Consider the following 12,759-nt stretch of genomic DNA (forward strand, 5'->3'; position numbering starts at 1 on the left):
GTGGACAAAGATTATTATTTTTTATTTAAGCAATTTGATCGAAAATAGAGAACATAGGTAAATACATCGATAACAAAATTGTACCAACCATTCCCGCAATTCCCACCATCATTATGGGTTCAATTACGCTGGTAAGGGCTTTAATGGCTTGTTCAACCTCATCCTCATAAAAGTCGGCTACTTTCATCATCATCGCATCCAATTCTCCCGTTTCCTCCCCAATGCTCATCATTTGAACCGCCATGGCAGGAAATACGTTTTTCTCTTCAATGGCAAGACTTAACATACCCCCTTCCAATACAGAGTTTTTTGCAGCCCCGATGGCATTCCCAATTACCCTATTACCAATAGTTTCTTCTACGATTTCTAAACACTGTAAAATAGGTACTCCCGAGCGAGTAAGGGTACCAAAAACTCGACAAAAACGAGCCACGGCACTTTTTTGGTTCAAATCTCCAAAAATAGGAAGTTTAAGAGCAATACTATCAATTTGTAACCTTCCTGCGGGAGTTTTATAATACTGCCTAAAACCAAACACAAGACCAATTATTACCAATACAGGAATCACCGCAGCGGGGCTACGTAAAAACGCACTAAGAGTTACCATAAACTGAGTTAAGGCAGGTAACTCTGCTCCTAGTTGGTCAAAAATGCCTGAAAATACGGGAATTAAGAAAATTGTCATACCCAAAAAAGCTACTACCGCAAATAAGCCTACGGTAACAGGATAAGCCATGGCGGATTTAACTTGGTTTTGTAGCCTTGACACATCCTCTAATAGTTTTGCTAGACGATTCATTACTTCGTCTAAAACCCCCCCAATTTCTCCCGCTTCTACCATGGAGACATATAATTGATCAAAACAATCAGGGTGTTTAGCAAGAGCTTCGGATAAATTTGTTCCCTGTTGTACGTCTTCATTAATAGCACTTAATGCTTTTTTAAACTTAGGATTGGAAGATTGTTCCGCCAAAACTGATAACGCCCTAACAATTGCTACCCCTGCGTTAACTAATACAGCGAATTGACGAGAAAAAATAGCCTTATCTTTAATGGTAACTTTACTTAAGGCGGCTTCGATACTCGCCAAATCAAAATCCATCCCCGCTTTTTTGACTTTACCAATGGCGGCGAATCTTTTTCTTAAAATTCTTCTTGCTTCATCGGCTGATTCGGCGGTAACTCTTTCTTGTAGTATGTTTCCTGATTTGTCTTTTACTTGAGCGATAAAAGTAGCCATGATTTCACCCTCTATTTACTCAATAATAATCGCTATTTATATATTTTGACATTATTTCATGGCTTAGTTGTCATGAAGATTGATTGGATACAATTTGTTAACATCATTCAAATTCTATAAATAGTTCTGTTAAAACGGAGTTGGAATATAAGAACCCTTCTGGATCTGATAATCTTAAATTTTTGCTATTGTTGGAAAAAATCACTAATTTTTGTTCTATGGGTGCTTGAAGGGTTTTAATTATCTGAGAAACGGTGTCTGTACCAAATTTTTTTTCTATGGATAGTAAATTTACTCCTTCTTTTAGTCTTAATCCCAACATGAGAGTATCTAATAATTCTTCGGTGGGGGTTGTGCTTTCATGGTCTATTTTTCCTTTGTTGATGATTAATTGATTAACAAATTCAAAGTATTCTTTGCGGGTGCGAGGGCGACTAAATCTTTGTTTTTGGGTATAACTAGCCGCGCCCATGCCGAAGCCGTAGTAGGGTTGGTTATGCCAATAAACTAGGTTATGCTTACAGTGATAACCTTCTTGGGCATAGTTACATATTTCGTAGTGGTTATAGCCATTTTCCTGAAGGATAGTAGAGCCTAAACGATACATTTGGGCGGTGGTGTAATCTTGGGGGAGAGGTTTATCTCCTGCTTGGTATTTTTTGCCAAATACTGTACCTGATTCTATGACTAAATCATAGCAGGATAAATGTTTGGGCTTGAGATCGATCGCCTTTAAAAGAGAATCTTCCCAGTGGGTAATGGTTTGATGGGGTAGTCCAGAAATTAAGTCTAAACTCCAATTATCAATACCTACTTGGTGGATATATTCTACTGATTGATATGTATCTTTTGTACAGTGCGATCGCCCACATTCTTGTAATAAATAATCATCAAATGATTGTCCCCCCAAACTAATGCGATTTACCCCTAATGTTTGATAAGTCCTAAGCTGTTCTAAACTAAAAGTAGCAGGATCAATTTCCATGGAAATTTCAATGTTTTGAGCAAAAGAAAAATGATTTTCCAAAGTCACTAAAATTTTTTCTAACCCTTCTACTGCCAATAGAGAAGGAGTACCACCCCCAAAAAAAACTGTCTCTAAAGGCACAGATTTTATATTATTTATTGTGAGAATTTCCTGACATAAAAAATCTACATATTCCCGTTGCCAAGGGGAATATTTTCCCCCTGCATTATTACCCAAAACCGTGATGGGAAAATCACAATAAAAGCACCGACGACGACAGAAAGGAATATGAATGTAAGCAGAAGTAATGGACATTTTAATGTTGATATAATACCCTTATTTTAATTGTTAAAGTTAGTGGAACTTTTCATCGGTTTGTCAATTCTGTAAAATAGCCCTTATCATAGGGCAGAATAAAAATAATTTTTAGCTATTCCTTATTTTTAATTATCACCATTATTACTATGATTCCATCTCGATTATTGCAGAAAAATATAACCCTACTCTTTCCCCTTTGTACGCTCCTGTTCTTAAGCATTTACCACCAAAAGGCGATCGCCCAGCAAATCCAAGTAATTGGGGTATCTCCGTTCGATGAAACCCCCAATCAGAGCGATTCTAACCCCATCACTTCCATTCCTCCCTTGCCTGATAAAACTCCCCCCACAGACACCATTGTTATCAATGGAAATCCAACCCCTGCTAGAATGCCTGTACCTACTAATATAAAAGGCATCGGCTCTAGTCAAAATCTACCATCTCCTCCCAGTCTTTCCGAGCCTTATCGCGCCCCTGACAATTCAGGAAATATTTCCCCCTACAATCAAACACCCACATCTACCAATAGGGTAACTTCCCCCAATAATAACACTCCCCGTAATACTGATTCAAACCCCAATAATTCCCCTGTTACCATAACGATTACGCCCAACAGTGGTTCTAATAATACGACTACCACAAATAATTCTCCCTCCACAAGTAATGAGAATATTCCTATTCAAAGGAGAAGAAGTATGAGGGAAATTTTAGTTTTTGATCGTCCCATATCCCCCTCAAATAATAGCACCAACACCACCACAGCCGTTAATATTCCTTCTAATAATACTCCTGTAAATACCCATAGCGGAGCATTCCGAGTGTTTGTGAGGGCAACTAATCCCAACGAAGAAAATAGGGTAAAAGATATTTACCCCGAGGCTTTTCGTGCTAATTATCAAGGTAATACCGTCTGGCAAGTGGGGCTTTTTAGTACCCGCAAAAATGCCGAACAGGCGGCACAACCCTTACGAAATGTCGGTTTAAGTCCGATTCTTAGTCCTGTTAATTAGTTTCCGTAGAAAAAGAAACACCACAATTACAATGGCTCTTGGCTTGGGGGTTTTGATATTGGAAAGAACCCCCCATCAAATCTTCGGCATAGTCGATAACTAAGTCTTGGACATAATTGTAACTTTGTTCATCCACAACGATCGCAATTTCTTTATGGTGGTTAAAAGTGCGGTCAAGCAATGCCATTTCATCTTGACTTTTTGATACCTGCTCATCAAAACTAAGTTGATACAGAAGTTCTGCACAACCACCCTGTTCTACTTTGATACGTAAATATGAATTAGGTTGAGAATTATAATTTTTTAGCCTTGCAATTTCTGCAATCGCACTTTCAGTTAAATTAATCATGTAAATTATTTTCTGGCGTAATCATCTTGAAAACGAATAATATCATCTTCTCCTAAATATTCGCCATTTTGAACCTCAATTAAAACTAACTTAATAACTCCAGGATTTTCCAGACGATGGCTAGTACACTGAGGCACATAGGTAGATTGATTGGCAGCCAAAATTTTAACCTCATCCCCACATTCCACCTTCGCAGTACCAGACACCACAATCCAATGCTCACTACGATGATGGTGCATCTGTAAACTTAAACGATGACCTGGATTAACTTCAATTCTTTTTATCTTATAACCAGGTCCTTCTTCTAGGGTGGTAAATGTACCCCAAGGGCGACTTTCTGTTTCGTGGGAATGATTGGTGGTCGAAAAAGAAATGATCGAAGTTTTGGGCTGATGTCCAACAGTTTCCATGATGATTTTTACCTTATCCTTCTTTTGTATTTATCAACCATAGCACAGGAAAATTGATAATGAACCATGGGTAATGGACAATTAAGTTATTCTTGAATTGATGCTCATTATCTCCATTACCTTATCTAATATCCGAGGCGACACACCGCTAATAAAGTACCTTGGATTTCGACATTTTCTGGACTGACTTTGATAGGTTCATATTTTGGGTTAGATGCTTTTAAAATGATTTCCTCGGGGTTAAAATAAACTCTTTTTAAGGTAGTACCATAACCATCCACTCGGGCTGCCACTATTTCTCCTTCCTTAGCTTCCTTGGTTGATTTCATAATCACATAGTCTCCCTCGGTGATAAAGTCTTCAATCATACTATCTCCTACCACCTTCAGGGCGAAGCAATTAGGCTGATTGAACATGGAGACAACATCTAATTTTTCGTGGTCATCGGTAAAGGGTTCGACTAATCCTCCCGCTGTGATGGTGCCTAAAATGGGTAAGCCGTCATGGGGTTTAAGGATTTTCATGGTTCTTGCTTGTCCCTCTATCCAGTCAATATAACCCTTGGCTTTGATTCTTTCTAAACGGCTTTGGATGGGTGCGGGCGATCGCAAATTCATCGCTTTCATCATCTCTCGAATGGAAGGAGAATACTTGTTAACATTAATATATTCCACCAACCAATCATATAATTCTTTTTGTGCGGGAGTTAAATTTTCCATCTCTGTAATTTTATATAGACTAGATGACATTTTTTATTTTAATGTATTAAAGAACACTCGTACTAAAAACAATTGATAATTAGTCATTAATAATGGTTTCCCTCTCATCACCTCTACCCCTCATCATCCAATAACTCAATAATCGGCAATAATAGATAGATAGTAAATAAAAAAATCCTGTAAAAAATTTAGTGAAATGGACGTAAAGCCTTTACTTTATATAGAAATTCCCCATCCCAAAACCCAAGAAGTTCTCGAGTGGTTACAAAAATCTTGGCAACCAAGCATCGGTAAAAAAACTCTTACCCAAGATGGACTAAAGATTGAACTGGGCGAAAATAGCGAACTATCTATTTTTCTTTGGTCATTGCAACGGACAACTTATCTAAAAATATACCGTTGGGGCAAAAAACTATCAAGTAAAGAAAACAAAATAAAAAAAGAATTAAAAAAAGCGATTTATCAAAAATTCCCTCAAAATTATCCCCAATTACCAGACATTGATTTAACGAATCAATCCATTTTTGAAGCCCTCAAACCCCATTATCCTGAAACTGTTAAATATTTTCAGAAAATGCCCCAAGGGGAATATGATCTCAATAGAGTTTATTGGTGGGAAAAAAAATGGCGAGAAAGTGTAGAAAATAATGCTGAAAATTCTAGTAATTATCAAGTTAAACCTGTATTATTTAAAGACCAAAGCAAGGGAAAAGCTGATTATGATATCATCTACGTAGGAGGTGCTTTAGGAGCAATTCATGCGGCTTTAATAGCAAAAATAGGCTATAACGTCTTGGTAATTGAGCGTTTAAAATTTGGAAGAATGAACCGAGAATGGAATATTTCTAGGGATGAATTTCAAGTATTAATCGATCTAGGACTATTTACCAAAAAAGAATTTGAATACTGTATTGCTGCCGAATATAAAGACGGTTTTAGTAAGTTTTTTGACGCTAATAACCCTGATAAATTAAAGGCTAATGTTTTACACACTCCCACCGTTTTAAATATTGCCCTTGATACTAATAAATTATTAGAAGTATGTCAGAAAAAATTAATTAAATATGGTGCTGATATATGGGATGAAACAGATTTTGAAAAAGCTACCGTCGGCAAAGACATCGTCACCGTTAAAGGTACCCATTTAGTCACAGAAGATGAAAGAGAAGCCACAGGAAGACTTTTAATAGATGCCATGGGTACTGCTTCCCCCATTGCTTGGCAAATCGCAGGTAAAAGAACTTTTGATAGTGTCTGTCCTACGGTGGGAGCTATTCTAGAGGGTTTTGATCCCGAAGTGTGGGATAAAACCTACGGGGATGTTTTATTTTCCCATGGAGATATTTCTAGGGGTAGGCAGTTGATTTGGGAGTTGTTTCCTGCTGAGCGAGATGAGTTGACCATTTATTTATTCCATTATCACCAAGTGCATCCTGATAACCCAGGCTCTTTGTTAGAAATGTATGAGGATTTCTTTAATATTCTTCCTGAATATCGCCGTTGCGATATGGACAAACTGGTGTGGAAAAAACCTACTTTTGGTTACATTCCTGGACGTTTTACCGTGGGGGAAAATGACCGTGAAATCGCTACGGATAGGGTAATGGCGATCGGTGATGCGGCTTCTTTACAGTCTCCTTTGGTATTTACAGGTTTTGGCTCTTTGGTACGTAATTTGGGTCGTTTAACCAGTCTCCTTGACAAGGCATTAAAAAATGATCTTTTGGATGGGGAATCATTAAACCGCATTAAAGCCTATCAAAGTAATATTGCGGTAACATGGCTATTTTCTAAAGGAATGATGGTACCTACCCACAAAACTTTACCCCCAGAAAGGGTGAATGCGATGTTAAATACCTTTTTTGGTTTATTAGCCGATGAACCTGATACCGCTGAGATTTTTATTAAAGATCGCACAGATTGGTTTACTTTTAACCGATTAGCGCTTAAGGCGGCTCGTAAAAATCCAGCCTTATTGTTGTGGATATGGGAAATGGCTGGAACTAGAGATATATTTCGCTGGATGGGTTCTTATGCTAAATTCACCTTTGATGCTCTCAAAAATCTTCTCTTTAGCCGTTGGTTTAATCCTTGGTTGGAAAACCAGAGTAAGTGGTTAAGGGAAAGTAATCCTAAGTTGTGGTTTAAGTTGCTTACTTTTGGTTCTCGTTTTGTTTCTCAGAAGTAATTCTGTTGCTGATCAAAATAGATGTTAGGCAAGGGGTTTAAACCCCTTGTTAAAAAATAACGATTAAGCCGTTACTAACTCTTTTTCAGGGCGTTTGCTGTTACGGATACCTTTGATCGCCTCTGCGTAGTTAGGGGCTTTAAACACGGCAGATCCAGCAACGATCGCATTTGCACCTGCTTCTAAAACTTGCCAAGTATTATTGGGTTTCAAGCCACCATCAACCTCAATCCAAGGATCTAAACCTCTCTCATCACACATTTGACGAAGGGCTTTGATTTTGGGAACTACCCCTGGAATGAAACTTTGACCACCAAAACCGGGGTTAACACTCATGATGAGAACTAAATCACATACATCGATGACATATTCGATTAACTCAAGGGGAGTGGAAGGGTTTAACACAACTCCAGATTTCTTACCCAATTCACGGATTTGGCAGAGGGTGCGGTGTAAATGGGGAGAAGCATTATGCTCGGCATGGACGGAAATAATATCAGCACCTGCTTTAGCGAAATCAGCCACATACTTCTCAGGTTCAACGATCATTAAGTGAACGTCTAAGGGTTTTTTGGTATGGGGGCGAATGGCATCAACAATTAAAGGACCAATGGTAATATTGGGTACGAAACGACCATCCATTACATCTACATGAATCCAATCTGCTCCTGCTTCGTCAACGGCTCTGATTTCTTCTCCTAGGCGACCGAAATCGGCGGACAAAATGGAAGGGGAAATAACTATATCTTTTTTACTCATAAGTAGTTTATTTTAAATTTGCTTGGACTTGTGTAGATTGTAACAAAATATTGCCATTTTCTTTATTTTTAAGTTCATTAGGATATTGATTTATCTATAACTTTTCTACTGGGGGATATTCAAGGGAAACTTTACCTAAATAACCTTTGCGAAAATCTTGTAAAATTTGACGTGCTACCCTTTCTTGATCATTTTTATACTTAATTTCTGCTAACTTAATAATAAATTCCTCACCCGTCAAATCTAAGGCATCTAAACCATAACGCTCTTTTAAAACATTTTCGGTACCAAGATTTACTAATAAATCGACAAATTGTTGGGCTACTTCTTGATTATTGTAAGCAGCTTCTCCAATATCTTCGCAAATAGCCAATTTTAGAGCATCTTCTTGATTTTCTAGTTTAAGCGGAATAATTCCAGGGGCATCTAACAATTCTATATCCTTAGAAATTCTTACCCATTGCAACTGTCTCGTAACCCCTGCTTTTCTGGCACTAGCGACAATTTTACGATTAAGAAGACGATTGATAAGCGCAGACTTACCAACATTAGGAAAACCAATCACCACTGCGCGCACAGGACGGGGTAGCATTCCCCTACTTTTACGCCTTTCATTTACCGTTGAGCTACAACTTTGAGAAGCCTTGTTAATAGCTTTTACTCCTTTCCCATCTTTAGCATTAGTGAAAAAAGGAGTTTCTCCCGTCGCTTTGAACCAATCTTGCCACTCTTGTTTTAGAGCGTTACTAATCATATCTTCTCGATTCAAGATCAAAATACGAGGTTTTTCGCCAATCCATTCTGCTACTTGGGGGTGATGGGACGCGAGGGGAATACGGGCATCTCGTACTTCTAGCACAACGTCAACTCGTTTTAATTGTTCTTTGAGTTGTCTTTCTGCTTTGCTGATGTGTCCAGGGTACCATTGAATTAGTGCCATAACAAATAGTTTTGTTAACTGAAGTTGTTGTCTAGCTGCGATTGATTGTTATTAAATGAAGTGATTATATTGTTATTTTATAAACTTAAGAACTTTTAAATCTTTACTGATAAACAATTATAGCTTATGTGACTATATAATAATTTTTTTGCCAATACTTAATCGGTTTTTAGCGGCAATATTTTGCACCAATGAGTTTTAAGAGCTGAAAAATACGGAAAGGGTGGGATTTGAACCCACGGACTGTTGCCAGTCACTCGATTTCAAGTCGAGCGCGATCGACCACTCTGCCACCTTTCCTGACAATAAGCACCTTACATTATAGCGTAATTATTTTTATGCTGCTGGAAAAATTCGAGCGCATTCAGGGGAAATATTTAATTTAACTTTTGTACCCACGGGCAACTGGGTAGAGGCATTAGTTCGGGCATGGACTCTTTTGCCAGAGGGAGTTTGTAAGCAGTAGCGATATTCTCTACCTAAAAATTCCCTTTCTTGTACTATGGTGGGGCTTTTATCATCGGGCGATAAGATAACATCTTCTTGGCGAAACATCAATTCTCCGATGTCGTAGGTGCTTGTTATATCTAACTCTAGTTCTCCTAATTCTGTACTCCAGATATTATCTTTTCCTCTTTTAGCCTCTACAAAATTGGCTTGGGTAACAAATTCGGCGACAAATCTTGACTGGGGTTTAACATAAAGGTTTTCTGGGGTGTCTAGTTGTTCTAAGTTACCGTTATGCATTACACCGATGGTATCAGCGATCGCCATTGCTTCTTCTTGATCATGGGTGACAAAAATAGCAGCAGTGTTGGTACTCTTGAGAATCGTTCTAATTTCATGGCGTAACCTTTCTCTTACTTGCACATCAAGATTACTCAACGGCTCATCTAAAAGGATTAATTCGGGTTCAGGGGCGATCGCCCGTGCCAGAGCAATGCGCTGTTGTTGCCCCCCAGATAGTTGATGAGGATAACGTTTTTCTAGCCCTCCCAAACCGACTAAATTCAAAATTTCCGTGACCCTTTGTTTAATATCTACACGGCTAAAACGAGGCTTTTTACTTTTTAAGCCAAAAGCAATATTATCAGCCACCGTGAGATGGGGAAAAAGAGCATAATCTTGGAAGACCATACCAGTTTGCCGTTTTTCTGGAACTACCCAAAAACCATCACCACTGACAACCTGCTGGGCTAAATCAATCTGACCCCTATTCGGCTTTTCAAAACCCGCAATCATTCTCAATAAAGTGGTTTTACCGCAACCAGAAGGCCCCAACAATCCTAACAATTCTCCCTTGCGTAACTCAAAACTCACTTGGTTAACCGCAGGGGCTTGGTTTTGATTAAACTGTTTGCTGACTTCACTGACTCGAAGAATGACTGACTCGGACATGATCTTATTAATAAAAACTTTAACTAAACTGTGAGGACTTAGATAAGAATACTTCTCAACAGTTATCAATATAACTTAAATGTATCATTTATTGCTAAATTTTCTAATGTATTTTGATTAAGCAACCGACGTGAAGCCCTGAAATGATCGAAAATACATGATGCAAAACTCATTGATCAATATTTACAAAAATGTGGCCTTGAGAAGTAGTATCTACATTAAAGCTGTTCAAAAAGCTATTAATGAGTTACAACGACTCAAGGCCGAATAACATTAGTTAATTAGTTTATTATTAAACGAAATTATAAAGAAGAGCCAACACCAGCATAAGCACCATAGAAAAATAGTGCCAATACGGCTAAAGCACCCATTCCAGCGACGGTGCCAACAATCCATAAAGGAATTCTTGCGTCTCCCATAATCCGAACCTCCTAAAAAATAAAGTAATTGATATTAGTTGAAAAAGTAACTAGAAAATAGAACGCCAAGGGTGGCAATCATCAACAAACCTAAGAATAAAGAAGTACGGTTTAATTCGACTCTTTGTTTATTGGGGTTTTGATTTCTTTCCATGGATAACTCCTATCTTTGAATAAACTGCATGGCGGTAATAGCACCCACAAAGAAGACAGAAGGCACACCAAGGGTATGTACTGCCAACCATCTAACAGTGAAAATGGGGTAAGATACGGGCTGATTAGGGTTGTTGCTGCTAGTCATAATTATTTTTTATCTTGTAAATATTAACTACTTGTTAAACTGTTCAATCTGTTGGTTTGCACCGTAACGATCATCTACGATGGGTAATTCCTCACGGGTTTGAGTAAAATATTCATCAGGGCGAGGGGTGCCAAATGCGTCATAAGCTAACCCGGTGCTGACAAATAACCAACCAGCGATGAATAGCATGGGGATGGTAATACTATGGATTACCCAGTAGCGCACGCTGGTTACAATATCAGAAAATGGACGTTCTCCAGTATCTCCTGCCATAGGAAATTGTTTCCTCCTAAAATAATTTTTTAGTTAAATGTATTTATCTAATTTACTATATCCAAGTACCTTTGCTCAGAATAACTCTCGCAAATAAAACAATGATTTTCTTGTTTATTTTCTGCTGAGTTTATATTTGAACTCTTTCGACTCGATGATTAAGTACTGTTAAGTGAATTATATCATAATCCTAAGAAAAAGATTTTATCATTAAAATTATGTTTCTACAGTTGTTAGTCTCTATGGTCTTTTGTTTTATCTGGATTTTGTCCTTGGCGTAACAATTCTTTATATATTACAGTGTTAAAAAAGTTAAACTTTTTTTCTCATAATTTACATATTTCTAGTATTTTTTCAATCTATCTAAAATAGTTTATGGCACTAGCAGAAACCATTGCCCAAGTTAGAATAACTAATCAATCATGGCAAAGTGGCAAAATATTCGGAGAAATAGAAGCAGGTAGCTATCAATGGCAGTTTGAATGGCAGTTTTTGCAAGGTAAGCTATCGGTTAAGCCTACCCTTGGACGTAGTTTGATTCAAGAGCCTTTAGCTCGTTTTCTTGAACATTGTGATTATCAGTTGGAGGTAGGGGGCGATTATCATTTTGCGGTTAGGGCAAAACTTTGATAATTAACGATGGATAATTATAGTAATTTAATTTATTATTTTGGCAAGAAATACTACTCAGGAATATCAAATAATACTTTGTTCATATAGATTTCTGCCCAATCAATTCCAAAGGCTTTTTCGAGTATTTTACGGGTTTTATCGTTTTTTTGTTGCTGTTGGCAATAATGTTTTTGCCCTTGTAAATAGGTTGATTTTTCTATGTCGTCAACTTCATTAGAGGCGATCGCAATTTGACAATGGATAGTTAAAAAGTTGATAACTCTATGTAAAAATTTTTGTTCTTCTTGGGCATCAGAGGGGCGAATGAAAAGACAGTAGGGGGAAAAAATGTCTCCCCATGGGGGTAATTCTCGAACATCTTGGAAGTTGGGATTTTCCAGATTTGATAGTTTTTCTTGGTAGGAAGGAGAGAGGGTTTTATCGGCACTGGTGGGGGATAAATCCACAATGGCGGCGCTGATGCCTCTTTTACCAGCCACGATGTCACAACCAAACATGGGGAGGGGGTATTCTGATTTGGGAAACATTACACAGTGTAGAATGTCGAGGTTTTCTCCTACCTTTGCCAACTCAAGGTGCATTTTGCGAAATTCTCGGCTCTGAAAACAGCAGTTTTGAATAGTTAGTCTTTCTCCTTCTAGTTTCCCTTCTACATAGCCTAATTCTTCTGGTAGTTGGAAGGGGGATAGTTCTAAGTGCGATCGCCACGTATCCACAATGCCATCACCTAGTTGATTAATAAGGGGGTGTAACCTTTGTTTAAGGTCAGATTTAAAAACTTGAGTCATCTTAAATTTGTACTTTTATAATAGTTTTCCGTTATCATGCAGTTATC

General features: G+C 37.9%; 16 protein-coding genes and 1 tRNA gene. 3 read left to right on the top strand and 14 right to left on the bottom strand.

Annotation, left to right across the window (positions count from 1 at the left end):
• Window positions 1-25 precede the first annotated feature (25 nt).
• Together AA637_RS01025 and hemW are read right to left on the bottom strand one after the other, a co-directional pair.
• Window positions 26-1,240: a type II secretion system F family protein gene (locus AA637_RS01025; protein ID WP_446683535.1), complete on the bottom strand. Its 1,215-nt coding sequence runs from the start codon at window positions 1,238-1,240 to the stop codon at window positions 26-28.
• A gap of 103 nt (window positions 1,241-1,343) precedes the next feature.
• Window positions 1,344-2,522, bottom strand: a complete 1,179-nt coding sequence (gene hemW / locus AA637_RS01030; RefSeq protein WP_446683536.1) for a radical SAM family heme chaperone HemW — start codon at window positions 2,520-2,522, stop codon at window positions 1,344-1,346.
• Window positions 2,523-2,671: 149 nt separating this feature from the next.
• On the opposite strand from hemW, the gene AA637_RS01035 reads away from it, so the two are divergent.
• A complete protein-coding gene (locus AA637_RS01035) occupies window positions 2,672-3,535 on the top strand; it encodes a hypothetical protein (protein WP_446683537.1) in 864 nt (287 codons plus the stop codon).
• On the opposite strand, the gene AA637_RS01040 is transcribed toward AA637_RS01035, so the two are convergent.
• The 3 genes from AA637_RS01040 to lexA all read right to left on the bottom strand — a co-directional run bounded on the left by AA637_RS01040 (window position 3,528) and on the right by lexA (window position 5,013).
• Window positions 3,528-3,884, bottom strand: coding sequence for a HesB/IscA family protein (locus tag AA637_RS01040; protein ID WP_446683538.1), 357 nt, complete (start codon window positions 3,882-3,884; stop codon window positions 3,528-3,530). The genes AA637_RS01035 and AA637_RS01040 overlap by 8 nt on opposite strands.
• Window positions 3,885-3,889: 5 nt before the next feature.
• Complete coding sequence (locus AA637_RS01045) at window positions 3,890-4,294, bottom strand: cupin domain-containing protein (RefSeq protein WP_141712661.1); 405 nt, start codon at window positions 4,292-4,294, stop codon at window positions 3,890-3,892.
• Between the two features lie 125 nt (window positions 4,295-4,419).
• Window positions 4,420-5,013, bottom strand: coding sequence for a transcriptional repressor LexA (gene lexA / locus AA637_RS01050; protein ID WP_069790259.1), 594 nt, complete (start codon window positions 5,011-5,013; stop codon window positions 4,420-4,422).
• Between the two features lie 196 nt (window positions 5,014-5,209).
• Here lexA and AA637_RS01055 point away from each other — a divergent pair, with 196 nt between their 5' ends.
• Window positions 5,210-7,201 carry a flavin-dependent dehydrogenase gene (locus tag AA637_RS01055; protein ID WP_446683539.1) on the top strand — a complete coding sequence of 664 codons (1,992 nt, stop codon included), beginning with the start codon at window positions 5,210-5,212 and terminating at the stop codon, window positions 7,199-7,201.
• 63 nt (window positions 7,202-7,264) lie between these two features.
• Here the strand turns inward: AA637_RS01055 and rpe are convergent, their stop codons facing one another.
• From rpe to psbE, 8 genes are all read right to left on the bottom strand, one after another.
• Window positions 7,265-7,960 (bottom strand): ribulose-phosphate 3-epimerase, encoded by a 696-nt coding sequence (gene rpe, locus AA637_RS01060; protein ID WP_446683540.1) that lies wholly within the window; start codon window positions 7,958-7,960, stop codon window positions 7,265-7,267.
• Between the two features lie 94 nt (window positions 7,961-8,054).
• On the bottom strand, window positions 8,055-8,900 hold the full coding sequence (gene ylqF, locus AA637_RS01065; protein WP_069790256.1) for a ribosome biogenesis GTPase YlqF: 846 nt from the start codon (window positions 8,898-8,900) through the stop codon (window positions 8,055-8,057).
• Between the two features lie 215 nt (window positions 8,901-9,115).
• A tRNA-Ser gene (locus AA637_RS01070) sits at window positions 9,116-9,200 on the bottom strand.
• Window positions 9,201-9,236: 36 nt separating this feature from the next.
• A complete protein-coding gene (locus tag AA637_RS01075; protein ID WP_446683541.1) occupies window positions 9,237-10,298 on the bottom strand; it encodes an ABC transporter ATP-binding protein in 1,062 nt (353 codons plus the stop codon).
• Window positions 10,299-10,600: 302 nt separating this feature from the next.
• Window positions 10,601-10,717, bottom strand: coding sequence for a photosystem II reaction center protein J (locus AA637_RS01080; protein ID WP_069790254.1), 117 nt, complete (start codon window positions 10,715-10,717; stop codon window positions 10,601-10,603).
• 34 nt (window positions 10,718-10,751) lie between these two features.
• Window positions 10,752-10,871 (bottom strand): photosystem II reaction center protein L, encoded by a 120-nt coding sequence (locus AA637_RS01085; RefSeq protein ID WP_069790253.1) that lies wholly within the window; start codon window positions 10,869-10,871, stop codon window positions 10,752-10,754.
• Between the two features lie 9 nt (window positions 10,872-10,880).
• Window positions 10,881-11,018, bottom strand: a complete 138-nt coding sequence (psbF, locus tag AA637_RS01090; RefSeq protein WP_071891685.1) for a cytochrome b559 subunit beta — start codon at window positions 11,016-11,018, stop codon at window positions 10,881-10,883.
• A gap of 27 nt (window positions 11,019-11,045) precedes the next feature.
• A complete protein-coding gene (gene psbE / locus AA637_RS01095) occupies window positions 11,046-11,291 on the bottom strand; it encodes a cytochrome b559 subunit alpha (protein WP_069790252.1) in 246 nt (81 codons plus the stop codon).
• 375 nt (window positions 11,292-11,666) lie between these two features.
• Between psbE and AA637_RS01100 the strand changes: the two genes are divergently transcribed.
• On the top strand, window positions 11,667-11,921 hold the full coding sequence (locus AA637_RS01100; protein WP_446683542.1) for a DUF3146 family protein: 255 nt from the start codon (window positions 11,667-11,669) through the stop codon (window positions 11,919-11,921).
• Between the two features lie 53 nt (window positions 11,922-11,974).
• Here the strand turns inward: AA637_RS01100 and AA637_RS01105 are convergent, their stop codons facing one another.
• The gene (locus AA637_RS01105) at window positions 11,975-12,712 is read right to left on the bottom strand and encodes a phycocyanobilin:ferredoxin oxidoreductase (protein ID WP_446683543.1); all 738 of its coding nucleotides are present in this window, start codon (window positions 12,710-12,712) and stop codon (window positions 11,975-11,977) included.
• Window positions 12,713-12,759: the final 47 nt, after the last annotated feature.

Origin of the sequence: Cyanobacterium sp. HL-69 (genome assembly GCA_002813895.1) — a bacterium.
In the GTDB taxonomy this organism is placed as follows: domain Bacteria; phylum Cyanobacteriota; class Cyanobacteriia; order Cyanobacteriales; family Cyanobacteriaceae; genus Cyanobacterium.